At 44.5% G+C, this 23,720-nt stretch carries 29 protein-coding genes and 2 pseudogenes; 19 read left to right on the top strand and 12 right to left on the bottom strand.

Annotated features, from left to right (window positions below):
- Window positions 1-84 precede the first annotated feature (84 nt).
- The 3 genes from MCJ35_RS24250 (at window position 85) to MCJ35_RS24240 (ending at window position 1,871) form a co-directional block, all read left to right on the top strand.
- Window positions 85-486 carry a pyridoxamine 5'-phosphate oxidase family protein gene (locus MCJ35_RS24250; RefSeq protein ID WP_025484833.1) on the top strand — a complete coding sequence of 134 codons (402 nt, stop codon included), beginning with the start codon at window positions 85-87 and terminating at the stop codon, window positions 484-486.
- A 73-nt stretch (window positions 487-559) separates the two neighbouring features.
- On the top strand, window positions 560-1,177 hold the full coding sequence (locus tag MCJ35_RS24245; protein WP_025484834.1) for a 4Fe-4S binding protein: 618 nt from the start codon (window positions 560-562) through the stop codon (window positions 1,175-1,177).
- 28 nt (window positions 1,178-1,205) lie between these two features.
- Window positions 1,206-1,871, top strand: a complete 666-nt coding sequence (locus MCJ35_RS24240) for a DUF5131 family protein (protein WP_034577251.1) — start codon at window positions 1,206-1,208, stop codon at window positions 1,869-1,871.
- A 12-nt stretch (window positions 1,872-1,883) separates the two neighbouring features.
- Here MCJ35_RS24240 and MCJ35_RS31700 read toward each other — a convergent pair.
- Window positions 1,884-2,018 (bottom strand): annotated as a pseudogene (locus MCJ35_RS31700) (winged helix-turn-helix transcriptional regulator); the annotation flags it as partial.
- Window positions 2,019-2,025: 7 nt separating this feature from the next.
- Here MCJ35_RS31700 and MCJ35_RS24230 point away from each other — a divergent pair.
- Window positions 2,026-2,187 (top strand): annotated as a pseudogene (locus MCJ35_RS24230) (amidohydrolase family protein); the annotation flags it as partial.
- A gap of 32 nt (window positions 2,188-2,219) precedes the next feature.
- Here MCJ35_RS24230 and pdxR read toward each other — a convergent pair.
- A complete protein-coding gene (pdxR, locus tag MCJ35_RS24225) occupies window positions 2,220-3,596 on the bottom strand; it encodes a MocR-like pyridoxine biosynthesis transcription factor PdxR (RefSeq protein ID WP_488473322.1) in 1,377 nt (458 codons plus the stop codon).
- A gap of 157 nt (window positions 3,597-3,753) precedes the next feature.
- Here pdxR and MCJ35_RS24215 point away from each other — a divergent pair, with 157 nt between their 5' ends.
- The 4 genes from MCJ35_RS24215 (at window position 3,754) to MCJ35_RS24200 (ending at window position 6,655) form a co-directional block, all read left to right on the top strand.
- Window positions 3,754-4,644 (top strand): DMT family transporter, encoded by an 891-nt coding sequence (locus MCJ35_RS24215; protein ID WP_025484837.1) that lies wholly within the window; start codon window positions 3,754-3,756, stop codon window positions 4,642-4,644.
- Between the two features lie 12 nt (window positions 4,645-4,656).
- Window positions 4,657-5,223, top strand: a complete 567-nt coding sequence (locus MCJ35_RS24210) for a flavodoxin family protein (RefSeq protein WP_025484839.1) — start codon at window positions 4,657-4,659, stop codon at window positions 5,221-5,223.
- A gap of 294 nt (window positions 5,224-5,517) precedes the next feature.
- Complete coding sequence (locus MCJ35_RS24205) at window positions 5,518-5,976, top strand: winged helix-turn-helix domain-containing protein (RefSeq protein WP_025484840.1); 459 nt, start codon at window positions 5,518-5,520, stop codon at window positions 5,974-5,976.
- Between the two features lie 238 nt (window positions 5,977-6,214).
- Window positions 6,215-6,655, top strand: a complete 441-nt coding sequence (locus MCJ35_RS24200) for a GNAT family N-acetyltransferase (protein WP_025484841.1) — start codon at window positions 6,215-6,217, stop codon at window positions 6,653-6,655.
- Window positions 6,656-6,730: 75 nt separating this feature from the next.
- Here the strand turns inward: MCJ35_RS24200 and MCJ35_RS24195 are convergent, their stop codons facing one another.
- The gene (locus tag MCJ35_RS24195; RefSeq protein ID WP_025484842.1) at window positions 6,731-7,090 is read right to left on the bottom strand and encodes a MerR family transcriptional regulator; all 360 of its coding nucleotides are present in this window, start codon (window positions 7,088-7,090) and stop codon (window positions 6,731-6,733) included.
- A gap of 83 nt (window positions 7,091-7,173) precedes the next feature.
- On the opposite strand from MCJ35_RS24195, the gene MCJ35_RS24190 reads away from it, so the two are divergent.
- The 6 genes from MCJ35_RS24190 (at window position 7,174) to MCJ35_RS24165 (ending at window position 12,156) form a co-directional block, all read left to right on the top strand.
- Complete coding sequence (locus MCJ35_RS24190; RefSeq protein ID WP_025484844.1) at window positions 7,174-7,977, top strand: SDR family NAD(P)-dependent oxidoreductase; 804 nt, start codon at window positions 7,174-7,176, stop codon at window positions 7,975-7,977.
- A 390-nt stretch (window positions 7,978-8,367) separates the two neighbouring features.
- The gene (locus tag MCJ35_RS24185; protein WP_025484846.1) at window positions 8,368-9,060 is read left to right on the top strand and encodes a hypothetical protein; all 693 of its coding nucleotides are present in this window, start codon (window positions 8,368-8,370) and stop codon (window positions 9,058-9,060) included.
- A 65-nt stretch (window positions 9,061-9,125) separates the two neighbouring features.
- Window positions 9,126-9,725 (top strand): AAA family ATPase, encoded by a 600-nt coding sequence (locus MCJ35_RS24180; protein WP_025484848.1) that lies wholly within the window; start codon window positions 9,126-9,128, stop codon window positions 9,723-9,725.
- Window positions 9,712-10,479: a nucleoside phosphorylase gene (locus MCJ35_RS24175; protein WP_025484849.1), complete on the top strand. Its 768-nt coding sequence runs from the start codon at window positions 9,712-9,714 to the stop codon at window positions 10,477-10,479. The genes MCJ35_RS24180 and MCJ35_RS24175 overlap by 14 nt, the downstream gene beginning before the upstream one ends.
- Window positions 10,480-10,524: 45 nt before the next feature.
- Entirely contained in the window at window positions 10,525-10,815 is a 291-nt protein-coding gene (locus tag MCJ35_RS24170; protein ID WP_025484850.1) for a chorismate mutase, read from the top strand.
- A gap of 78 nt (window positions 10,816-10,893) precedes the next feature.
- Entirely contained in the window at window positions 10,894-12,156 is a 1,263-nt protein-coding gene (locus MCJ35_RS24165; protein WP_034577257.1) for a serpin family protein, read from the top strand.
- A gap of 201 nt (window positions 12,157-12,357) precedes the next feature.
- Here the strand turns inward: MCJ35_RS24165 and MCJ35_RS24160 are convergent, their stop codons facing one another.
- From MCJ35_RS24160 to MCJ35_RS24150, 3 genes are read right to left on the bottom strand one after another with little or no spacing between them, the layout of a single operon-like run.
- On the bottom strand, window positions 12,358-13,080 hold the full coding sequence (locus MCJ35_RS24160; protein ID WP_025484852.1) for an ABC transporter permease: 723 nt from the start codon (window positions 13,078-13,080) through the stop codon (window positions 12,358-12,360).
- Between the two features lie 13 nt (window positions 13,081-13,093).
- A complete protein-coding gene (locus tag MCJ35_RS24155; RefSeq protein ID WP_025484853.1) occupies window positions 13,094-13,855 on the bottom strand; it encodes an ABC transporter permease in 762 nt (253 codons plus the stop codon).
- Complete coding sequence (locus MCJ35_RS24150; RefSeq protein WP_025484855.1) at window positions 13,852-14,814, bottom strand: ABC transporter ATP-binding protein; 963 nt, start codon at window positions 14,812-14,814, stop codon at window positions 13,852-13,854. The genes MCJ35_RS24155 and MCJ35_RS24150 overlap by 4 nt, the downstream gene beginning before the upstream one ends.
- A gap of 202 nt (window positions 14,815-15,016) precedes the next feature.
- Between MCJ35_RS24150 and MCJ35_RS24145 the strand changes: the two genes are divergently transcribed.
- From MCJ35_RS24145 to MCJ35_RS24125, 5 genes are all read left to right on the top strand, one after another.
- Window positions 15,017-15,727, top strand: coding sequence for a response regulator transcription factor (locus tag MCJ35_RS24145; RefSeq protein ID WP_025484856.1), 711 nt, complete (start codon window positions 15,017-15,019; stop codon window positions 15,725-15,727).
- Between the two features lie 56 nt (window positions 15,728-15,783).
- Window positions 15,784-17,085, top strand: a complete 1,302-nt coding sequence (locus MCJ35_RS24140) for a histidine kinase dimerization/phospho-acceptor domain-containing protein (protein WP_240299678.1) — start codon at window positions 15,784-15,786, stop codon at window positions 17,083-17,085.
- 164 nt (window positions 17,086-17,249) lie between these two features.
- Window positions 17,250-18,065: an RNA polymerase sigma factor gene (locus MCJ35_RS24135; RefSeq protein ID WP_240299677.1), complete on the top strand. Its 816-nt coding sequence runs from the start codon at window positions 17,250-17,252 to the stop codon at window positions 18,063-18,065.
- Between the two features lie 72 nt (window positions 18,066-18,137).
- Window positions 18,138-18,350, top strand: coding sequence for a hypothetical protein (locus MCJ35_RS24130; RefSeq protein WP_051400629.1), 213 nt, complete (start codon window positions 18,138-18,140; stop codon window positions 18,348-18,350).
- Window position 18,351: 1 nt separating this feature from the next.
- Window positions 18,352-18,666: a carboxymuconolactone decarboxylase family protein gene (locus MCJ35_RS24125; protein ID WP_025484861.1), complete on the top strand. Its 315-nt coding sequence runs from the start codon at window positions 18,352-18,354 to the stop codon at window positions 18,664-18,666.
- A 207-nt stretch (window positions 18,667-18,873) separates the two neighbouring features.
- Here MCJ35_RS24125 and MCJ35_RS24120 read toward each other — a convergent pair whose 3' ends face one another.
- The 6 genes from MCJ35_RS24120 to MCJ35_RS24095 are packed head-to-tail and all read right to left on the bottom strand — an operon-like array spanning window position 18,874 to window position 23,708.
- Complete coding sequence (locus MCJ35_RS24120; protein WP_025484863.1) at window positions 18,874-20,070, bottom strand: trans-sulfuration enzyme family protein; 1,197 nt, start codon at window positions 20,068-20,070, stop codon at window positions 18,874-18,876.
- 12 nt (window positions 20,071-20,082) lie between these two features.
- On the bottom strand, window positions 20,083-20,712 hold the full coding sequence (locus tag MCJ35_RS24115; RefSeq protein WP_025484865.1) for a GDSL-type esterase/lipase family protein: 630 nt from the start codon (window positions 20,710-20,712) through the stop codon (window positions 20,083-20,085).
- Between the two features lie 3 nt (window positions 20,713-20,715).
- Window positions 20,716-21,597: a transporter substrate-binding domain-containing protein gene (locus MCJ35_RS24110; RefSeq protein WP_025484866.1), complete on the bottom strand. Its 882-nt coding sequence runs from the start codon at window positions 21,595-21,597 to the stop codon at window positions 20,716-20,718.
- Window positions 21,598-21,633: 36 nt separating this feature from the next.
- On the bottom strand, window positions 21,634-22,389 hold the full coding sequence (locus tag MCJ35_RS24105; RefSeq protein WP_025484867.1) for an amino acid ABC transporter ATP-binding protein: 756 nt from the start codon (window positions 22,387-22,389) through the stop codon (window positions 21,634-21,636).
- A gap of 4 nt (window positions 22,390-22,393) precedes the next feature.
- On the bottom strand, window positions 22,394-23,068 hold the full coding sequence (locus MCJ35_RS24100; protein WP_025484869.1) for an amino acid ABC transporter permease: 675 nt from the start codon (window positions 23,066-23,068) through the stop codon (window positions 22,394-22,396).
- The gene (locus MCJ35_RS24095) at window positions 23,049-23,708 is read right to left on the bottom strand and encodes an amino acid ABC transporter permease (protein ID WP_025484870.1); all 660 of its coding nucleotides are present in this window, start codon (window positions 23,706-23,708) and stop codon (window positions 23,049-23,051) included. The genes MCJ35_RS24100 and MCJ35_RS24095 overlap by 20 nt, the downstream gene beginning before the upstream one ends.
- Window positions 23,709-23,720 lie beyond the last annotated feature (12 nt).

Genomic DNA, 23,720 nt, shown 5'->3' with positions numbered 1-23,720 from the left:
ACATTAAGCGCTTACAGCCATATTATAAGCTCATGGTTGGAAATTAGCAAGCCTATCAAAAATATTATTCAGGAGGTAGTCAAAATGAACGAAGTCATAAAATTTTTGTCTGAGAATCCTATTCAGTATCTTGCCACTGTAGGGCGTGACGGAAAAGCAAAATGCCGTCCTTTTATGTTCTGCTTTGAACAGGGCGGCAAGCTGTGGTTCTGCACCAACAACCAGAAAGAGGTCTATGCAGATATGCAGAATAATCCGTACATAGAAGTTTGTGTTTCCAATGCAGATTTCGCATGGATTCGTCTGAACGGGAAAGCCGTTTTCGAGAACAATATGGCGGTGAAACAGGCCTGCCTTAATATTCCGATTGTAAAACAGCAGTACCAGACCGCAGACAATCCAATCTTTGAGGTTTTCTATCTCACGGACGGAAAAGCCACGATTGCAGATTTTTCCGGTAATCCGCCAAAGCAGTTTGACCTTTGAGCTTATAGTTTGAATATCGCTCTGCAGATGACTCGATTTGCAGAGCGGTTATCTTAATGCAGGGGGCATCAAAATGAATATAAAAGATATTTTCTCTTTCCTTACGAATGACATCCATTCAACTGTATTTGCAACAAATGACAGGGATGGATTCCCGCATACCTGTGTGATAGATATTATGCTGTGTGACGACAGAAGTATTTTCTTCTTAACCTCTAAGGGAAAAGATTTTTATAACCGGCTGAACAATCAGCATTTTGTTTCAATTAGTGGTATGAAAGGAAACGATACGCTCTCAACCGTGGTGGTATCAGTCCGTGGGAAAGTCCGGGAACTGGGGAGCCGCCTTGTGGAAGAAGTATTCAATCGGAACCCCTATATGAAAAAAATTTATCCAACATCAGCGTCACGGGAAATGCTTACTGTGTTCCAGCTTTATGAAGGGGAGGGAGAATTTTTTGACCTGCGGCAGCAACCGCCGTTTCATCAGAGTTTTGCTTTTGGCGGCCGGAAACTTACTCCTGTGGGATATAAAATACTGGATGTATGTAATCAGTGTGGAAAATGCCTTTCTGTCTGTCCATCAAGCTGTATAGAACAGGGAATCCCATTCCAGATTAGGGAAGAGAATTGCATTCATTGTGGCACCTGTTACAAGACATGTCCTTATGCCGCAATCGAAAAGTTATAATTGCGCTATCAAACTGTGAGGTGATTTTATGGAAGCACAAGATATTGGAACGTTAATCAAAAATCTGAATCCGGTAAACGGCTGTCCGATTGGCTGTGATTATTGCTATGCACGGAGAATCAATAACCGATTTAAAATTACGCCGGATTTTTCGATGCCGGTATTTATGGAAACACGCCTGAAAAGAATTGCAGTAAAATCCCCCCACACGTATTTAATGACAAGCATGAGTGACTTTTCCTGCTGGAAACCAGGGTGGCGTGAAAAAGTATTTCAGATAATGGGTGAGAACCCGCAGCATGTATATCTGTTTTTAACTAAACGCCCGCAGCTAATCAATTTTGAAACAATGATGGAGCAGGTGTGGATTGGAGTGACCGTAACAAACCAGGCCGATAAGGACAGAATTTTATGTATGAGGAAACATATAAAAGCTCCCAATTACTTTATAACCTTTGAACCTTTGTTCGAGGATATGGGGCCGGTTGATCTTAACGGAATCGGCTGGGTAGTGATTGGAACAGAAACGGGAAATCGAAAAGGGAAAATTACTTCTGATAAAACATGGATTCTCAATATTGCAGAACAGGCTAAAAGAAAGGGAATCCCTGTGTTTATGAAAAGTTCTCTTTTAAATATTGTAGGCTCTGAAAATTTAAAGCAGGAGCTTCCAGCTTCATTTTGCAAGCATTAAATTATGAGATGATCATGATATAGATGAAATCGCTTTTTGATAATTGGTTCCCCATTCGCATAGCTCCTTTAAGATTGGCTGGATCGTTTTTCCTACTGCTGTCAACGAATATTCAACCTTTGGAGGCGTTTCCGGATAAACAGTACGCTGGTTCAGAATGGCATTGATTGAGCTGTCTCAAAGATGTCTGTTTAGTTCCGATGCGCCATATGGAGAACCATATCTTTACCGGGAACTGGTCGAATTTGTCAGCCCATCAAAGGAAATTGCTGATATGGCTTTGGGTGGGAACATTAAGGAGCTTCTGCATATTTAAAGCAGCGTGACAGTTCATACTGGTAGTTGTATCTATATCCATTCCGTCCAGGCGGCCTTTAACCGTTTTACACAATCAGGGATATCCTCCATCCGTATTTTACTGAAGCCGAGGAATAAAGTATTCGGTGGACATGCGGCTTTGTCCCGCCAGAATTCCATGGTTGGATATACTTTTACTCCGTGTTCAAGGGCTTTTTCAATCAGCGTATGCTGATCCACCCTTTGAGAAAATTTGAGCAGGAAATATTGCCCGGTACCGTTGCTTGCTATTTCAATCTGGCTCTTTGTATCATCCAGTTCCGCCAAGAACCGCTCAAGCCGTTTGCGGAATATATGATTCAGGCGCCTGACATGGCGGTCATATTGACCTGTTTCAATGAGACGGGCAACCACATATTGGTTGAGAAGCGGCACCGTGCTGTTATACAGTTCAAATTTTTCAAGATAAGCCTGCAGCAAAAGCGGTGGCAGTATCATATATCCCATACGGATTGAGGGGGAAAGCGCCTTTGAAAATGTACCGATATAAATGACGCAGTCATTTCTGTCGATGGATTGCAGCGACGGGATGGGTTTTGAATAGTACCGCAGTTCGCTGTCAAAATCGTCTTCAATGATAAAGGTATTATTTTGATGCGCCCATTCGAGCAGTTCATAGCGGCGGCTGACGGATAAGGTTGCCCCTGTTGGAAACTGGTGCGAGGGAGTGGTGTAAACTGCACAGGCATTGGTTCTGGGCGGGAGCCTGGAAACAATGATTCCATTATCATCAACAGAAACGGTCTGAATGTCCATATCATTATTGTGAAATACCGCTGCTGCCTTATTATATCCGGGGTCTTCCATCAAAACTGTTTGCCGGTTGGAAGAAAGCAGTTTACAGATATAGTCCAGCGACTGCTGGATTCCACTCGTAATGATGATTTGACTTTTATCACAATGGACGCCCCGGATCCGCTCCAGATAGGAAAGCAGATTTTTTCTAAGATAGGACTCTCCCTGTTTATCCTGATAGGCTGAGATTTTAGCTTCATTCTCCAGCATATCCAGACATTCTAAGGTGCAGCGTTTCCAGAGCCGTTTAGGAAAGAGATCGTTTGTCTGGCTGGTGTTGGTCAAGTCATATAAAATCGAGGGAACGGTCTTTTCATGAACGGCAGGCGTCAGTATCCTATTTTGTATTGGCCTTTCCTGATGTGTCGGAAGTTCCGGCACTTTCATGACAATATATCCGACCCCCTTTTTGGGTGTTACATACCCCTCGGCGGTTAGCTGGCTGTATGCGCCGTCCACGGTGTTCCGGCTGACACCAAGGATACCGGCCAGTCCCCGGCTGCCGGCTAATACCTGTCCTTCTTTTATCGTGCCATTTAATATCTCATTTTTTATCTGTATGTAAATCTGCATATATAGAGGTTCATTGCTCTGCCTGTTAAGGTTAATCATAAAAAAATCTCCTTGGTGGCACCATGATTTTGTCGCTTAGTGGCTCTTTTAATGGTTCCAATAAGAGTATATCATATTTTGAAAACAAAGAGAACCCAGAGACGAGGAGGATATGATATTGAGAGTAAATGAACGAGATAATGAAACGAAGGATGTGTTGTTAGAACTTGTGGCGGTTGCCTTTCTTGCAACGGGCGGGATATTCGTCAAGCTTAGCACACTGCCCCCCATAAGCACCGGATTTTACAGAGTGCTGTTTTCCTTACCTCTATTGTTCCCATTGGCATTTAGGGGTTTAAAGGATCTGACAAAAAGGGATGTGTTGATTCTGATTCTGGCCGGTTGCTTTTTGGCTGGCGATGTTGCCCTATGGAATCTTTCCTTCAGTTATACGTCGGTGGCTAATGCGAATTTGCTGACAAACCTGACGCCATTTACTGTGATTCCTGTTTCCTATTTCTTATTCCGGGAGAAAATGCCTAAGTTTTTTTTGATGGGAGCGGTAATTACAGTTATAGGAGTGTTTATTTTATTAGGAGGCAAAATCAATCCTGGTAAATCAAATTATTTAGGAGATTTCCTGGCGTTTTGCGCTTCTTTCTTCTATGCCAGTTTTATCCTGATTTCATACCGGTTAAGAGATAGATATGAAAGCAGTGTAATTATGTTTGTAAGTGGGTTCGGAAGTGTATTGGTATTGGGCGTTACAGCTCTGCTGGCAGAAGGTATCCAGATTCCCCATGGAGCAGGGGAACTCTGGCCATTGATAGGGTTGACCCTTTGTCTGCAGGTGATAGGACACAATCTTCTGGCGCATTGCCAGGGGAAGATCAGCGTGAATCTATCCGCAATTGTATGTCTGTGCCAGCCAGTAATTGCTTCACTCTATTCCTACTTCATTTTTGCCGAAACGCTCTCGACAAAAGAGGTGCTGGGAATTATAGTTGTTATGGCCGGAGTTTACCTGGTTAAAGCACAATATACAAACCATGAATCATGCAGAGTGTAGGAGGATATGACGATGAAGGTATTAGGTATCAGCGGAAGTGCAAGGAAGAATGGTAATACCGCGATAATCATGAACATTGTTTTATCAGAGGTGAAACAGGCAGGGATTGAAACGGAATTGATCCAGTTAGGAAATGACATCATTGCCCCTTGCCGTGGCTGCTTCTCCTGTAAAGGGAAAAAGAATTGCATTTTTCAGAAGGATAAGTTCTGTGGATACTTTGAGAAAATGGTAGAAGCGGATGGGATTCTATTGGGATCTCCAGTCTATTCTGCTGATGTAAGTGCCAATATGAAGGCATATTTAGAAAGGGCGGGTGTGATTGTTGCCACAAATCCTGGCCTTCTAAAATATAAAGTCGGCGCGGCGGTTTCAGCTGTCCGCAGGGGCGGTGGTTTAGCTGCTGTTGACACAATGAATCACTTTTTTTTGAATAAAGAAGTAGTCTTAGCCGGCTCTACCTATTGGAATATGGTCTATGGAAAAGACGTTGGTGATGTGCAAAGCGATATGGAAGGAATTGAGAATATGAAAAATCTAGGCCAGAATATGGCGTGGTTAATTAAAAAATTATGTTAGGCTTTCTAAAACGGATTGACAAAAAGGTGTTTCTGCTGTATTGCGAACTGATTGAGCATGCAGTATGCATAAAGTCTTTTGGTGGAAGGCCGCCGTTTACGAAAGCTCCGATGAGGGAATGGCTTCATGAGGATGAAACCAGGCAGTTCCTGGATTACGTTTTCTGATCATGACCTATGCTTATATAAGGAAAACTGGATTATAAGAGTGTCTGCGAGGAAGCGGAAGAATATCGTATCGTGGTATTCTCCGCTTCTTTTAGAAGAATCTGCTGAGAAAGGTGGTCTGATTAAAATGGCAAAGATACTAATTTTTGATTCGGAAAATATGGATGAAATGTCGGTTCAGGAGTTGATTGCTTTTATTACACAAAAAGCCGGAAGATACCTGGAACAAACAGATGTACCTGTCTCCTGGAAGAACCAGAATGAATTATCTTTTCCTGGCCTGCAAATCCGGATGAGAGAACAGACCGTGTATCTGGACGGTGTACAGATTTCACTAAGCAGATATGAATTTTTTACTCTTTGCTTCCTGGCCGGACATCCAGGTTGGGTATTCTCAAAAGAACAGATATATGAGTCGGTCTGGAAAGAAGACGGTGAAAATTGTGGAACAGCAGTAACCAACGTCATCAGCCAGATCCGGCGAAAGTTAAAGCAGGAAAATCCCAATGGCGGATATATAAGAACAGTGGTCGGTAGTGGCTATAAATTTATGCCAGCTCTTGATGATTCTAGTAATGTATTCTGAATATCCTGGCTCCATGGCTGCCACACTTATTTTCTTATATATGTACTGTTAAAAATGGAATGGACTATCAAAAAAGTGCGTTCTTTCCAGTTAAAATGATCAATCAGGAAAACGGATAGTGTTATAGGTCTTTCGTTTTCTTAATTTACTCGTTGCGAAGTCTTTCTTCTGAACAGTTCTGTGTTTTTTATATGCTTATGCTATAATTAGGTTATTAAAATTGTTAGGAGGCTTTGTATTGATACTTCTAAGACATTTTATACCAGAAGACTATTCCGTTATCCAAAAATATCAATATCCTGAACTGGATAAAGCAGATATATTAAAAATGATTAGCGACTGGAACACATTCTGTTACCATAATCAATATTTTGAAAGGTTTGCCATTGAATTAAACGGAACAGCGATTGGTTCGATATCGCTTTATCAACAGGGTATTGATGTAATTAGCACTGGTATTGAAATATTTATGCCTTATCGAAAATGTGGTTATGCTCTGGAAAGTATGGAATTAATATTAAATTATGCCCAACTGAAAGGTTATAGAAAAATTGTTAATCAGGTAAGACAGGATAATACGGCTAGTATTGAACTTCACAAAAAGTTGGGATATTTTATCGACAGGGAGGAAATAAATTCAAAAGGACGCAAGGTTTATAGGTTTATAAAAATATTGTGATAACGGGATATTTATCGAAAATCCTGAGAGGAAGCGTCTCGTTTGGCCTGCTTTTTTGATGGTTGAAGGGTGCGTTTACTTCCCCATTTCGTTCCTGTAAAAATCAATTTTTTCATCCAGCCGATCCCGGTGCTCCTGGAGCTGCATAATCTGTTCATTTAATGCCTGCCGGTGCCGGACCAGCATTTCCAGCCGTGCCTGAAGCGTCGGATTCCCCTCGGCCCGCAGCTGTGCGTATCTTTTAATCTCTTTAATGGGCATTCCGGTATCCTTGAGGCGTTTAATAAAGCTGATCCATGCAATGTCCCGTTCTGAATACCGGCGGCGTTTGCCGGTATTACGTTCCGGGGCAAGAAGGCCTTCCTGTTCATAGTAGCGCAGGGTATGGATTCCCAGGCCCGTGAGCCTGGAAAATTCACCGATTGAATATTTCAAGGTAAAATCACCTCCAAATTCTTGACATAGAGTTTACTCTACATTGTATAGTTGATTATATCAAGATAAAGGAGGATTTTCAAATGGTACAGAAAAAAGAAGCATATACGGTAATCACCGGCGCCAGTTCCGGTATCGGGTATGAGACTGCTAAGGCATTTGCCGCCCGTGGAAGGAACCTGATTGTGGCAGCCCGCCGCCAGGATAACCTTGAAGCCCTGAAGAAAGACATTTTAGCAAACGATCCTGCGTTGGATGTGGTGGTCAGAGCCACGGATCTATCCGTTATGGAAAACGTGTATCAGTTCTATGAAAGTCTGAAGGATTATCCGCTGGATACATGGATTAATAATGCAGGCTTTGGGAATTATGACAGCGTGGCGCATCAGGATTTGAGAAAGATTGAAACCATGCTCCACTTAAACGTGGAGGCGCTCACGATTTTATCTTCCTTGTTTGTACGGGATTATAAGGAAACAGAAGGGACGCAGCTTATTAATATATCCTCTGCTGGCGGGTACACAATCGTACCTACTGCTGTTACTTATTGTGCAGCAAAATTCTATGTCAGTACATTCACGGAAGGTCTGGCAAGGGAATTAGAGGAAGCTGGGGCAAAGATGCGGGCGAAGGTTCTGGCGCCGGCAGCCACAAAAACAGAATTTGGAAAAGTGGCAAACGATGTTGATGAGTATGATTATGACAGGCTCTTTGGAACCTATCACACCAGCCGGCAGATGGCAGAGTTCCTGCTGGAACTGTATGACAGTGACCAGGTGGTTGGCGCAGTTGACCGGGAAACCTTTGCGTTTAGACTGTGCGGTCCAAGATTTGACTATGCGGGAAATTCCAGGCATAATCAGAAAGCGGTGAAATCTCAGGCATAGTTATGAATTTTAGTTTTTACAAATGCCTTATTGACAGCGTTTCTGCATTGGAGTACAATAAGTTCAATTTTACATGAAAAACCGTTGAGTAAGCGGAGTAACCATGGCGGAGAAATCACAGAGAGCCTTTATTGGTGGAAGAAGGCATTTCAAGCGGTGGTGAATGGGCTTATGAGGGCAGCCCGAATTTCAAGTAGGCGCTGACGGAAACTCTAACCGTTATGATGAGAGCATATGTTTGTATGTGAAAAACCGAGTAGGTGGCATTGCAGAGTTTACGGCTTCTGTTCCTTTGGGGACGGGAGCTTTTTGTTTTTTTGAAAGGAGCTGGTTCTATGGATGTGGATTGGTGGTGGTGCAGATAACGGGTAGAATTCAGGAGGAAAAATTATGGCAATTTTATTGAAGAATGTAGTCCCATGGGGAAGAAGGCTTAGTGAATATCAGGATATGTTTCATTTAACAGATGAGGAAATCAGTACAAAATCAATTGTAAGCTTTGGAGATGGGCCGGCCAGTTTTAATGCAGAAGGAACATTGAAGGGAGGGCATATCCTTTCGCTTGACCCCATCTACCAGTTTTCCAAGCAGGAGCTTGCAGGCAGACTGGAGAAAACACGGGGAATTGTCATGGAGCAGATGCGGCAGAACCAGGAGCATTATAGATGGGATAAGATAAAGAGCCTGGAGGCGCTGGAGCAGGTCAGGCTTTCCGCAATCCAGATGTTTCTGGCCGACTTTGAAAAGGGTTTTGCGGAGTGGCGGTATCAGTATCACGAACTGCCGGGGAGGACCGGATTTGAAGACAATCGTTTCGATTTGGGGCTTAGTTCCCACTTCCTGTTGTTGTATCCGTCATTGGGGTTTAAATTCCATATCCGTTCAATAGAGGAAATGCTGCGGATATGCAAAGAGATACGGATATTCCCATTGGTGAATCTGGATGCGGAGAAGACACAGCTTGCGCAGCAGGTAGCCTGCTATTTCCAGAATCAGAATCAGAATCAGTATGAGGTGCAGGTAGAGCCGGTCGGTTATGAATTTCAAAAAGGTGCGGACACGATGTTGGTGATACGGAAATAAGGAATTATGGATTGTCCTGTCTCAATCAGTTAAATTTTTAGATAACAAAAAATCTGGAGGTAAAAATGGCTTTAATATTATCGCTACAAGGATGTATGGCCGTAGGAAAAACAACTGCAATAAAATATCTGCAGCAGTATGCACCCTATATAAACATAAGTTATGAATCAAATTCTGATGTAATAGAAGAAATCAAACGGAGGAAGCTAAATAAAAACAGATATGAAGACTATGTGGAAATTCAGAAGCTATGGCTGATGAATGAAGTCTGGCGTTGGGAACAGGCTCAAAAGTATCCATGTACTGTTATGGATTTCGGAGCAGAAGAAATTGAATTCTATACATTTAACTATCCGAAATCATTGGGATTGGAATGGGAGATAGAAAAGGCGCTTGAGCCAGAGTTAAAAGCAGTGCGCAGATGTATGCCGGATCGTATTCTGTTTTTGAATGCATCGGAAGATGCACTGCGGAGACATAAAGAAATGGATATGACACGCTCCAGAGAATTTTTTGAGTATTATTTAACACATCTGTTTCCATTGAAAAGAGACTGGTTTTTTAACAGACCAGATGTGGATATTCTTAATGTAGAGAACATGAACCCAAATGAGGTTGGAGAAAGAGTAAAGGAATGGGTAGATTACTGCTATGATAAGATATAATAAAATCCCTATTTTGGAATTTGATTCAGATAGAGAAGCAAAAATAACCGCTGCTTCATTTCTAAATAAGATTTTACCAGAATATTGTGTGATCTCTTTTTTTAAAGAGGCAATAAATAAGATTGTGAAGCGGAAAAATAGCAGAATTATCGGGTATTTACATTCTGAAATAGTTGATATACCGATTTATGAGTTGGACATTCATGGAAAAAGGATATGCATCACTATGCCATTTGCTACAGCGCCTGGAGCAGCCGGAACGATTGAAGAACTGCATGCAATGGGCGTTGAAAAGTTTATCGTCTGTGGGGCGGCTGGCTGCTTGTGTTCCGAACTTGAAGTAGGGAACCTTATCCTGCCGGTTTCAGCAGTAAGGGACGAAGGAACTTCATATCATTATCTTGAACCGTCCAGGGAAGTCACCTGCGATCCATTTGCTTTGCAAACGGTAAAGCAGCTTCTGAAGGATATGTCAGTACCATATGTAGAAGGTAAGACCTGGACAACCGATGCATTCTATCGGGAGACTGCAGAAAAAATTAAAAGGCGTGTGAGCGAGGGTTGCATCACCGTAGAGATGGAATGTGCTGCTTTTTATGCGGTAGCAAAATTCTACAATCTTCCGCTGGTCCAGATCCTCTATGCAGGTGATAATTTAGACTGTGAGAAATGGGATTGCCGCAATTGGAAGCAACAATACAGTATACGTGAGAACATTGTAAACCTTGCATTAGAAATTGTTGGAGGTTTATGAGAAAAGCAAGAGTAGCATCCATATAATTTGGAAGGAGAATCAATCATGCAGTGTAGTAGTTTAGAAGAGGTACGTTCTAATATTGACCGAATCGATAACAAGATCATAAAATTGATAGCAGAAAGAAGAGATTTCGTTATTCAGGCGTCTAAATTTAAGAAGAATGAGGCCGGCGTCAAAGCCCCGGATCGTGTAGAAGCAGTAATTGCCAAAGTCCGGAAAAAAGCAGAGGAGTATGGCGCAGATGCAGGCATGGTAGAAGCATTATATCGGGAAATGATATCAGGCTTTATAAATATGGAGTTACAGGAATTTTCAAATAGTAATAGAACATAAAACTCTATGTCCAAGAGGACTGAGTAAAGCAGCTAAGATATAGTGAAAATGTTAGAAATGAGGAAGGGAGACAACACAATGAAGCGAAAAACAGCGGTAACAATTCTATACCTTGTGGTAGCGTTATCTTTACTGCCAGTCCTCTCCGGTTGTAGTACACAAGCCGGGACGAAAGACTTGATGGAGAATATATCGACCGATTCTGTCAGCACGCAAACAGACAGCACCGTGGAAGATTCTAGGGCTATTACTGATTTTACGGTGAGGCTTTTCAAACAAAGTGCTGTAGAAGGAGAAAGTATTTTGCTTTCCCCGCTGTCTGTCCTTAATGCTCTTGGTATGACTGCAAATGGAGCTGGTGGTAATACGCTTATGCAGATGGAAAATACATTTGGCATGCCCACTAAAAATGTCAATACAACCCTTTTTGCGTATAAAAACACTCTGCCGTCCAGCGAAAAATATAAACTGCATATGGCCAATTCCATTTGGTTTAAAGACAGCGAAGGTTTTACTGTGGAGCCACAATTTTTACAGACCAATGCTGATTATTATGGAGCAGGTATCTTTAAGGCAGCTTTTGATGAAGGTACATTAAAAGATATGAACGGCTGGGTTAATAATCATACAGATGGCATGATTGAGAAAATGGTGGATAAGATTTCTGCTGATTCGGTCATGTACCTTGTTAATGCGATTGCCTTTGATGCGGAGTGGCAGAACATTTATGAAAAAGATCAGGTTCGGGACGGTGTGTTTACGCTGGAAGACGGAACTACAAGAAATGTAGAGCTGATGTATTCAAAAGAATCCAATTATCTGGAAGATGAAAATGCCACTGGGTTCATTAAATACTACATGGATCGGAAGTATGCTTTTGCTGCATTGCTGCCCAATGAGGGAGTTTCAGTAGCGGACTATATTTCCACCCTTACGGGAGATGGTCTATCGGCTCTCCTCAGTATTCCGGAAGATGTTCAGGTTAATGCGGCTATTCCTAAATTTGAGAGCGAATATGACGCGGAAATGAGCGGTATCCTTGTGGGGATGGGAATGACGGATGCATTTGACCCCACCGCAGCAGATTTTTCCGGTATCGGTGATTCAGTGGATGGGAATATTTATATTTCCCGCGTGCTTCACAAGACTTATATTGCTGTGGATGAACAAGGAACGAAAGCCGGGGCTTCGACGGCTGTGGAAATGAAATCAGAAGGCAGCGCCATCGAGCCGAAGGATTATAAAACCGTATATCTCGACCGCCCCTTCCTTTATATGCTAATCGACTGCAATACAAATACCCCCATATTTATCGGTACCATGATGGATATAGAGAACTGACAGCGGTAAAAAGAATATGACACTAAACAGGGCAATTCCACCCACTGAGAGTTTGAATCAGAGAATATAACGTTGTCAGTGAAGAAAATGCGCAGGCAGGCCCTAGAAGGTGGATTAAAGAGAGTAATAGGCGTTAAATGAAAAAGCAGGCTGATTTTCACTTTCAGCCTGCCTTTTTAATATATATTCACTTTATTGCACTCAATTATTCCGCTTTATTCTTTTAATCCCTATCAAAGATACCCCCAGCAGATAAACCACGCATATCACAAAGAAGATTGCGGCATTCTGTCCCAGCACGTCCTCCGATTTGTTGGAATTCATACCTAAAAGCATCTGGGAATAGGGCCAGAGGAGGCCTGCCTTACTATTGGCAGCAATCATGCCCGTAACGCCGCCTACCAATCCGATGGCAATGGGAGTGGCAAAATTCCGTATTTCAGTGGCAGCCAGAAACTGCAGAGCTGCGATCACAAAGGCGCCGGCCAGTCCGCGGATCATCCAGAAACAGAGGTCGGCGGGTGGCAGGCCCGGCAGGCCGATGAGCTTCCCGGAGGCAATAAAGAGCAGGGCGAACCATATCTGGGTCATAGCAGAGATGGCGCATACCAGGATGAACTTGGATAAGTAGATGGTGTGATACGGAATCGGGCGGGCGAACAGGGTATTCCGGCAGCTGTTGAAATTCTCATATCTCCACAAAAATGCGCAGTATGCTCCGATTAAAGGAGCAAAGAAGAAGGTGGCATAGAATAAGGTCACCTGGGTCCAGTAGGAATACCAGCCGGATTTCAAAATCTCCAGGTTGGACAGGTAATTCCCCGCTCCGAGTAAGATTGGTATGACGGGAATCAATAGAAAGGCCGGCCATATCAGGGTCCCCTTGCATTTCATGCGTTCGCAGATTATTGCTTTTACGATCATCAGATTTTCCTCCTTATATGGTTTCGCGTACCGTTTCTAAAAAATGTTTCTGTCCATGGCGGTACAGGATGATAATTGCGGCAGTCAGGACGGCCATCCAAAGAAACGGATACATATCCCAGTAATAGGTGGTGTACCGTGTAGTTTCATCATAGTTATACCCTGCATTACACAGTGATGCATAGTAGCCCCATGGAATCAGATAGCGCAGCGGCCACCGATTCAAGAACCAGGAAAACAGTCCGGTAAACGTGCCTCCTATGCTTATAAAGATAGGCGTCAGCTGGTTGGTAAACTTGAGGGAAAGGTTCAGCTGAAGGATAAATATGCAGAGAGAGGTCAGTAATATCGTTGTAAAATATCCCGGCAGACGGGACACGACGCCCGCGCCATATGGCTGTGAAATGATCCAGAAGAGAACCGTCTGCATCAGGGTGAACAGGAGGATATAAAAACTGCCTGCCATTACTTTTCCACGGTAGATATGTTCCGGTTTCTGCATGGTACAGAGCCATTTGTAGGTATTCCCCATCTGTTCCATATCGCACATCCGGCTGGCCAGGGCCGCCATGACGATGGGACACAGGATCGTGTTCATCAGAAGTAGGTTGGTGAATACCATGGCGCTCACATCATTCAGACTGGAGACGTCCAGGTCATCGATGCACCAGTATGTCCAGGCCGTGATGAGGACAAATACCATCAGGAACAGAAGCGGGATGTGGCGGCGGCGCAGTTTGCGCATTTCCAGGGCAAATTCTGTCTTTTTACTCATAGTCCCGCCTCCTTTACCATGCCAAGATAAATATCCTCCAGGTTCTGCCGCTTTTCCTCCGCCCGGTACAGTTCAATTCCGTGGTCCAGCAGGCTGCGGATCACCTGTGCCAGTATCCGGTCCGGAAGGAAGGGAAGGCGGATGCCGTCGGCGGAGAAATAACAGAAGCTGTCGGAGGGAATGGTATCCTTTCTTTCACAAAACAGGTTGGAGAGATCTTCATTTTCCCGCAGCAGGGAGGCGGCGCCTGTGTCATCCGAGGTGCGCAGGTAAATCTGGCTGGTGCTGCGTGCCTGGAGCATGGAAATGGCATCCTGGAATATCAGCTGTCCGCCGGATATGATGCCGATGTGATTGGCGGTCTGTTCCATTTCCGACAAAAGGTGGCTGGACACCATCACCGTCATTCCGAACTGTTTCGGGAGGTTTTTAATCAGTTCCCGCATTTCATGGATACCGGCCGGGTCCAGTCCATTGGTGGGCTCATCTAAAAGCACCAGTTTGGGAGTACCTAAGAGGGCATTTGCCAGGCCAAGGCGCTGCTTCATACCCAGAGAGTAATGGGCGGTACGCTTCTTTTTCTGCCCATCCAGGCGCACGATGGACAGGACCCGGTCGATCTCCGTGTAGGGAAGTCCCCTCAGCATGCAGCTGATCTGAAGGTTCTCATATGCGGTGAGATTGCCATAATAAGAAGGGTTCTCAATCAGGGAACCTATCTGTTTCAGGATGGAGATGCGGCTGTGGTCATTCAGCTCTGTCCCGCCAATGCGGATACTCCCGCCGTCCCGGCTGATTAATCCCAGGAGCATTTTCATGGTGGTGCTTTTGCCTGCGCCGTTGGGGCCTAGAAATCCATAGATGGCGCCCTCCGGAATGCGAAGATCCAGATGGTCCACGGCCGGAGTACCCCGGTAGGTTTTTGTAAGCTGGTTGGTTTCAATGATATATTGTGCCATTTTGATATCCTCCTTGTCAGTCAGGCGGCATAAAATGCAGAACATCTTCTGTTTTTTCCGCTGCCGCTTTCTATCGAATTCAGAATAGCGTAATATCCTTATGCCTTCCTTTCCACAACCTTAAATTTACCTTAAATGATTTAAAAAGTGATTCCCTGTCACGGTAAATCGGCTATAATAAACCAAAAGGCAGGTGATTGGAATGAAGCTTACGGAAGCGCGCGTTTTAGTGGTGGATGATAACCAGGAGCTGTGCAGCCTGGTGGAAAATATTTGTAGGCAGGAAGGCTTTTCCTATGTGGGGACAGCATTTTCCTGCAGGGAAGCAGAGGATAGGATAAAAAACGGCGATGTGGACTTCCTGATTCTGGATGTCAACCTGCCGTTTGAGGACGGGTTTTCTTTCTTCCAGCGGCTCAAGGCCGTGCTGGAAAATCAGCGTATTCCGGTTCTGTTCCTGTCCGCACGGGATCAGGATGAGGACCGGCTCCAGGGACTCGATCTGGGGGCGGATGACTATATGACGAAACCATTTCTTCCAAGGGAGCTTGTACTGCGTATCTCAGCAATCTTAAAACGGACCTATCGGCTGGAGGAGCAGCCAGAGTGTTACCGGCTGGGTAACCGGGAGGTGGATTTGTCTGCAGGGGTGGTGAGGGTTCTGGACGGATCGGGGAGGACCATTTCCCTGACGAATAAAGAATACCAGCTTCTGAAACTGTTTATGGAAAACCGGGGAAGGATACTGACATTTGATGTCCTGTCGGAGTCGGTCTGGGGAGAGAATTATATTGATTATGAGAATACATTGATGGTACATATCCGCAAGTTGCGGGAAAAGATAGAGGAGAAGCCATCGGAACCGGCATTTTTAATTACGGTGAAAGGATTAGGGTATCGGTTGAACAGATGAAAAGCCTGATGAGGATCTATTTTAATTATATTGTTACGGCACTGGTAATCATTTTTATGTTTGTTTTACTGCAGTTTGTATTGCTGGCCGTCATTACCTCAAAGGTATATGATAATGACAGCGGCGGAAAGAGGTATTCCATCGCCCGGGTATATGAGGTGGTAGATGAAGACGGACAGGAGGCGGCCGCCTGTCTTCAGGAGATGGGGGCTTCCTTTGCTATGCTTTTGGATGATGCAGGGACTCCGGTCTGGAGCTATCAGCTGCCGGAGCAGTTAAACCATGCATACACGACCTCCCAGGTTGCCTCTTTCACACGCTGGTATCTGGAGGATTATCCGGTTTATGTATGGGGCGGGGAGAAGGGGCTTTTGGTGGTCGGCTATCCGAAAGGAAGCATATGGAATTATGCGGTCCATCAAGATATGGATAAGTTAAAGGGGATATTTACATTCCTGTCGTTGAGCTTTATCAGTACGTTGGCAGCGGCTGTCCTGATCCTATTGGTATCCGGATTCCGGTATTATAGACGGATGCGGATGATTGCGGATTCGATTGGAAAGCTGGCGTCAGGAGGGAGCGTCCATCTGGCGGAAACCGGGAACATGAAGGAGATTGCCTATACCATCAACCGGACCTCCGACCGTCTGACCGCGCAGCGGGAACAGCTTGAAAAACGGGATGAAGTGCGCACGGAATGGATCAGCGGGGTATCCCATGATATACGGACCCCCCTGTCCCTGGTTATGGGATATGCGGATATGATAGAGCACCAATCAGATACAGATCCCAAAATCCGGGAAAAGGCCGGCTTAATCCGTGCGCAGAGCGTCCGCATCCGGAATCTGATTGAGGATTTGAACCTTGCCTCCAAGCTGGAATATAATGTGCAGCCGCTGCGAAAGAGAAAGGTCTTCCTGGCAGCAATCCTGCGCAGGGTCGCTGCGGATGTACTGAATTCCCTGAAAGATGCAGAGCATTATCCGCTGTCCATCTGTATTGAGCCTGAATTTGAGGCATTCTCGTTTGAAGCGGATGAACAGCTCCTGTTCCGGGCATTCCAAAACATCCTTGGTAATTCAGTCCGCCATAATGAAGATGGATGCAGCCTTGGAGTGCGTGCCTGGCTGGAAGATGGCTGTCCTCATGTGGTATTTTATGACAACGGCCGGGGCATTCCACCAGCTATCTACCGTTTTTTAAATGAGGGACAGATGCCTGATGGAGATGTACACCTGATGGGACTGCGGATTGTGCGGCAGATTATCATGGCCCATGAGGGAACGATTTCTGCCAAGGAGGATGGACGGGAAATTGAAGTTAGGTTCCAACCAGTTATGAAAGAGAGGGAACGGTAGGAGGTATCGGACGAATCTGCGGCATTTGTAAAAAGTGATTCTTGGTAATGATTTTGTCTAGGAAGCATATTAACATCCATCGTGCAGATTATACTTTTTGTTGACGTTACTTGCTTAGCTGTATATAATGCGAAGTGTAAAATGAAAGAAAGGTTGAATGCCAAATGGAATATATACCTGCGCCAGAAGTTGCAGATAAAAGAGTTAAGAATGCTTCTCAAACAATATCAGCAGAAGAAGTTGTTTCTTTATATGGAACATATATCTATAATATTGCGTTGAAATTATCAGGAAAGCCTGAGATGGCCGAGGATATTGCGCAGGAAACATTTATAAAAGTTTGGAAGCATATCGATCAACTGAAAGATCAAAATGCAATCAAGAAATGGCTGCATACAATTTGTGTTAACGAATTTAAGATGCTAATGAAAAAAGAGGGACGTGAAAAAGCCATTTATGTAGAAAATATCGAAGAATTGATAAATGATGGAGAGCTTCTTATCAGCACTTCTGAAAGTGTAACAGATGAAATACAGGCAACAGAGGAAGTTATTTCTTTGAGAAACGGCTGCTTTTTGGCGATGGCAAGAAAGCTTTCGGTAAATCAAAGGATTGTTTTTTCTTTGAGCGATATGTTTGGATTATCTATCAATGAAATTGCTGACATAATCGACATTACTCCAAAAGCTGCAAAAGGATTACTATATCGGGCTAGAATGAATTTGGATTCCTTTTTCCAGGAACACTGTATGTTTTTAGATACGAAGAATCCTTGCAACTGTGCTGCCTGGATAGAGTTTTTCCAACAGAGGGATGAACTGCGGAACTCAATACATAACAAGAGCCTTGATTATAAAGAAAAAGGATATTCGTTTGATATTGATGTTCAGAATAAAGTGGCTTACTATTATCAGCAAATCCCTGATCAGACACCGTGCTTAGAGTGGTATCAACGAGTAATGGAACTGCTTGAAAAATAATTAAAAATTTCCTTCTTTTGCGGGACTTTGAGTACAGTATTGTCATCTTATCTTATGAGGAGGTGAATTTTGATGCGATACTGTGAAATTGTTGGCAGGAAGTGTTATGACCATTTAGGTGGAAAATTAGGAAATACACTTCTTGAGTTCCTGGTTCAGCAGCAGTGGATTGAGCTGAAATCAGGAACATCAACCACATATGCTTTAACACAAAAGGGGTATGAAAATTTTTTAAAGTTAGGTTTGGACTTACCCCAAAGAATAACCCCAAAAGGAGATATGTGACATGAAGAACGTAACAAGCAGTTTTAAATTATTTATGACTGAAACAGAGGAAACAGGAAAGGCATACATGGATATGGTTATGAAGCAATCGCAGGCCAGTGCATTGGATAGGAAAACCCACGAACTTGCATATATTTCAGTGCTCTCTGCTATTAGAATGAGAAGCGGTTTGAATTTTCATGTCAAATCTGCAAAAGATTTTGGTGCTACGCGGGATGAAGTGAAAAGTGCTGTATTAGTTGGCTTGCCTGTCGCTGGAATAACTTTGGCGGATGCTTTAGAAGCCGCATTAAATTCGTATGATGAAAACGAATAAATCTGCCGGATTATCCTTGGTATGTGTCGGGGAGAGTAATTATAAAAAGCAGCAACCATATTCAGACTGCTTCCTAAGCTACATGACAGGTTGATAAAACTTAAAGAGCATGTATTATACGGGGAGACATTAAAGTTAACAGTGCTTCATATTCAATACTGTCTCCCCAGTCAAAAGAGTAAAAAACTTTGCTTCAAGAAAAAATATTTACAATCCGACAGCCCGAAGAGCCTGGTCTAAGTCGCTTATAATGTCACCCGGTTCTTCAAGCCCAACGCTGAAGCGGATAAATCCATTTCGGAATTTTTCCGGGTATAGATCAATACGCTCATCATAGCTTGGCTGCGGAAAAATCAGACTTTCATCGTGACCGAGGGATACTGCAAAAGTGACAACTTTCAGTTTTGCACAGAACCGTTCCACTGTCTTATCATCCGTATTGATACCGAATGAAATCACACCGCCGTAACCGTTTTTCATCTGTCTTTTTGCCAATTCGTGACCAGGATTACTGGGCAGACCCGGATACGATACAAATGTGATATTTTCTCTCTGTTCAAGCCACTCTGCAATTTTCTGAGAAGAATCGTTGATTCTTTGCATACGCAGCGGGAAAGTGACGGAGCCACGGAAAATCTGCCATGCATTAAATGGGCTGATGACGGAGCCTACATTAACCTGCGCTTCATAGCGGATGCGGTCCATCGTCTCCAGATTGTTGGAAAGGATTGCTCCCCCCTGGGCATCACCATGACCGTTGATAAATTTTGTGAGAGCGTCCACCACAAAATCGGCTCCCAGTTCCAGGGGGTGTTGGTTCAGCGGGGAAGCAAAGGTGTTATCAACTGACAGCAGCGCACCATTTTCATGCGCGATTTTTGCAATGGCTTCTATATCTGTTATGCCGACAGTAGGATTATCCGGTGTTTCAATATGGACAAGCCTTGTTTCGGGAGTGATTGCCTTTTTTACTGCTTCAAGATCAGTCATATCTGCCATAACCGTATCCACATTGAACTTTTTGTTGAACAGTTCATGAAACATTCGATAGACGGCCATATAGCTCACATTCGGGTAGACTACGTGGTCCCCGGATTTTAGCAGTGTCCAGAACAGGGCATGAAGCGCGCCTACGCCGCTTGCCAGAACAATGGCGTCATCTGCGCCATACAAGGCCGCAATCTTTTCCTCCAGCCAATGCTGATTCGGATTGCCGTTTCTGGCATACATCAATAAGTCGGTGGAAGAGTAGTTTACCTGTGAGAGATCATCCGGCAGCTTATAGCTGTTTGCCATATGGAGCGGGCGGCGGACCGCGCCGGTTCCCTCATCGTAGTCCGTGCCGGTATGGACGGCCTGGGTTGAGATATCATATTCCCTGAATTTATTTTCCTTCTTTGCCATTTTGAATGCCTCCTAAATTACTTTCATTTCTATCAGCTTGCTGTACAAAATATCCGCAAGTGCCGAGTGTCCTTCCTCCGTCAAATGTTCATCATCAATGCTGCTTGCAGCTGCATAGTCTGATACTGCAATGAAGGCCGTTCCTTTTGCAGAGGCGATTTTTCTGTATTCTTCTTTCAGTCGTTTGCAAACCAGCACGGAAGTCTGATCAAACTCCGGATCTTTCTCCGGCTTCCAGACATTCTCTCCAAGGAGAAGAGGGGACACTAATAAAATCCTGTCTGCTGGAATTACTTTTAGCAATTCGTCCAGGCAAAGCGCAATCCCTTTTCCAATCACATGGGCAGGAGCGCGATACAATATTTTGCAGTCATTTGTTCCGAGCATGATGATTGCAGCATCCAGGGGATTATGGGATTCCAGCAGGACAGGAAGCATATCAATCCCTTTTCTTCCGGGGCGCAGTTCGTCCTCGAATATTGTTGTTCTTCCGCATAGACCTTCTTCTATTATGCGGGTGTTATTACATCGTTCTTTTTCCTGCAGGATACTTGTCCAGCGTACTCCCCATGGATACCGTTCATGAGTGCCGGGAATCAGACCCCAGGTATTGGAATCGCCAAAAGCCAGTATATTTTTCATCTTTTATTTTGTCTTTCCGCTTTCAACAACCAGGCTGCCTTCGTAGTCTAAACCATAGGTATCAACCAGTGTTGCTTCGTAATCTTTGTGGAAGAACTGTTCCTCGCCAAGGGCTTTGATTTCCTCATTCAGCCAGTCCAGAAGCGTGCTGTTCCCTTTGGAAACCGCAGGTGCAATACTGTCCTGACTGCCCAGAGATGGAATTCCCACAGTGTATCCGGCGTTCTGTAATGAAAAGGCAATAACCTCGGTGTTGTCATTGGCCCATGCGACACCGTTCCCATTTTCCAGGGCATTCTTTGCGGTTGCGTAAGAATCATACTTCTGAAGCGGGATGTCAGGGTAGTTTTCAATCAGATAGATTTCTGCAGTTGTGCCGGAAATGACAATGATCGGATCCTCCGCATTCCAGTTATCCAGGCTTTCAATTACATGGCTGTCTGGAGAAACGACTCCCAGTGCAACATTCATATATGGAAGCGCGAAATCAACTTCTTCTGCACGCTGAGGTGTTACTGTGAAGTTTGCCAAAATGATATCTACCTTACCAGTCTTCAGATATTCGATGCGGTTTGCCGCCTCGGTGGATACATAGTTGATTTTCACACCGAGATCTTCACCGATGCGGTTGGCGAAGTACACATCATAGCCCTGATACTCTCCATTTTCATCTACATAGCCAAATGGGTTCTTGTCAGAGAAAACGCCGATGTTAATGGTGCCGCTCTCCTTAATCTCATCCAAAGTACGGTAAACAACATTCTGGGTTTTCTCACTGTTGGCTGTCACGCTGCTTTTTGAAGAATTTCCTGAACCGCAGGCAGCCAGAGAAAGCGTCAGCGACAGAGTAAGTACAACGGTTACAAGCTTACGAATTTTTTTCATAATAATCTCCATTCCGGGCATAGCCCTATATCAATTTTATTTTGAACCTTTCCGCTCAAAGGTAAATGTCTGTAAAAATTTTTTCGCCCGGTCAGTTTTCGGTGCGTCGAAAAACTGCTCCGGTGTCCCTTCCTCTTTGATATCTCCATCATCCAGAAAGATGATCCTGTCAGCCACGGCCTTTGCAAACTGCATTTCATGAGTGACGATTATCATCGTCCGTCCCTGGTCTGCAAGATTTAGGATAACCTCCAATACCTCCCTGACCATCTCCGGGTCAAGCGCCGCAGTCACCTCATCAAACAGCAGAATTTCAGGGTGCATACATAATGCCCGGACAATCGCAACCCGTTGTTTCTGTCCGCCAGATAACTGCCGTGGAAAACTTTTCGCTTTTTCTGCAAGGCCAACACGGGACAGAAGAGCAAGGGCTTCTTTTTTTACCTCGTCCTTTGTCCTTTTCTGCACTTTGGTCGGTGCCAGCAGGATATTATCCAGCACGGTCAGGTGGGGGAACAGCTCATAGCTCTGGAACACCATACCGATCTTCTGGCGAATCCCGGCTAAGTTTCTGCTTCGTTTCGTGACAAGTTCCCCATGGAGCCGGATCTCACCGCTCTGGGTATCCTCCAGGGCGTTGATACACCGCAGCAGTGTACTCTTTCCGCAGCCGCTGGAGCCGACAATCACAACAACTTCGCCCTCGCGAATCTGCAGGCTTATATCATTCAGAACAGTAGAATTGTCAAACTGCTTTGTCAGATGCTCTATGGTTAATACCGATTCTGACATCTCCTCACCTCCATCGTTTCTCAAGATATTTCGCCAGAAGGCTGATTGGCCAGCAGGCAATGAAATACAGGAAGAATACCGTTAAGTAAATTCCGAATGCAGCATTGGGACTGCCCATCCGGTTTGCCTCTATAATCTGCTGGGCAACCTTCAGTACCTCGACAACGCCGATCATCAGGATCAGGCTTGTGGTTTTAATCATTCTTGTGATGAGGTTGATTGACAGCGGAATTAACCTCCGCACGGCCTGCGGCAGAACAATGTACTGATAGCTCTGTATTCTCGACAGTCCCAGCGCTTCAGCACTTTCGTATTGGTGCATGGGAATGCTGATCAGGGAACCCCGGACCAGATCACTCATTTCCGCTGTTCCCCAGACTGTGAATACAATCACAGATGAAAGCTCCCCGGATAAATCCCAGCCAAAGGCTCTCGTGGTGCCGAAATAGACGAGGAACAGTAACACCATCTGCGGCATAATCCGGACAAATTCCAGATAACATCGCAGGATCGCCCGGCAGATTGGATTTTTCCATGTCATGAGGATGCCCAGAATAATTCCCAACGGGATACTGATGGCGACAGAAATCATGCTGATTTTGAGTGCTGCCTCTAATCCGCCAAGGATACGGGCAAGATTTTTCCCTTTCAGCAACACCTCAAGACCCAAATCCGGCATAGCGTGACCTCCTTTCCAGGAAGCTTCCCAAAACGGAAACCGGAAGCAAAATAATAAGATAGAATACCACCAGCAGGAAAAGGCTTTCCGCAGTTTTGTAATACAGTCCAATCAGATCCTTTGCGGTAAACATTAAATCCATAAGGCTTATGGCAGAGAATACGCTGGTTTCTTTCAGCAGAAAAATCACATTCGCCATAAATGCCGGAACGCTGATGGAAAATGCCTGCGGCAAAATTACATAAGAGAAAGTCTGCAGTTTACTGAGCCCGAGACTATATGCGCTTTCCTCCTGAACTGGCGCAACCGCCTCAATCCCACTGCGAAATGCTTCTGACATATAACTCCCGCCGAGGAAAGCCAGCCCTGCAACACCGCACGCAGCGGCATCTGTCTGAATACCTATTTTGGGCAGGCCATAATAGATGAAGAACAGCTGCACCATAAGAGGTGTGTTCCGGCTGATTTCAATGTACACAGATACGATCCTGCGGATGACCGGAATCTTATAATACTGAATGATGGTACATAGTAACCCAATCATGATGGCGGCCGCTATCCCCATAAACCCGATTTTTACTGTCAGTACCGCTGCTTTTTGGTACAACGGCAAATAGTTCCCGATAATTTCCCAGTTCAAGCCAGCCGCCTC

This window comes from Enterocloster sp. OA13, from assembly GCF_022440595.1.
Classification (GTDB): domain Bacteria; phylum Bacillota; class Clostridia; order Lachnospirales; family Lachnospiraceae; genus Enterocloster; species Enterocloster hominis.
The sequence above is the reverse complement of the archived record's forward strand: the minus strand, read 5'-3'. Positions and strand labels throughout refer to the sequence as shown.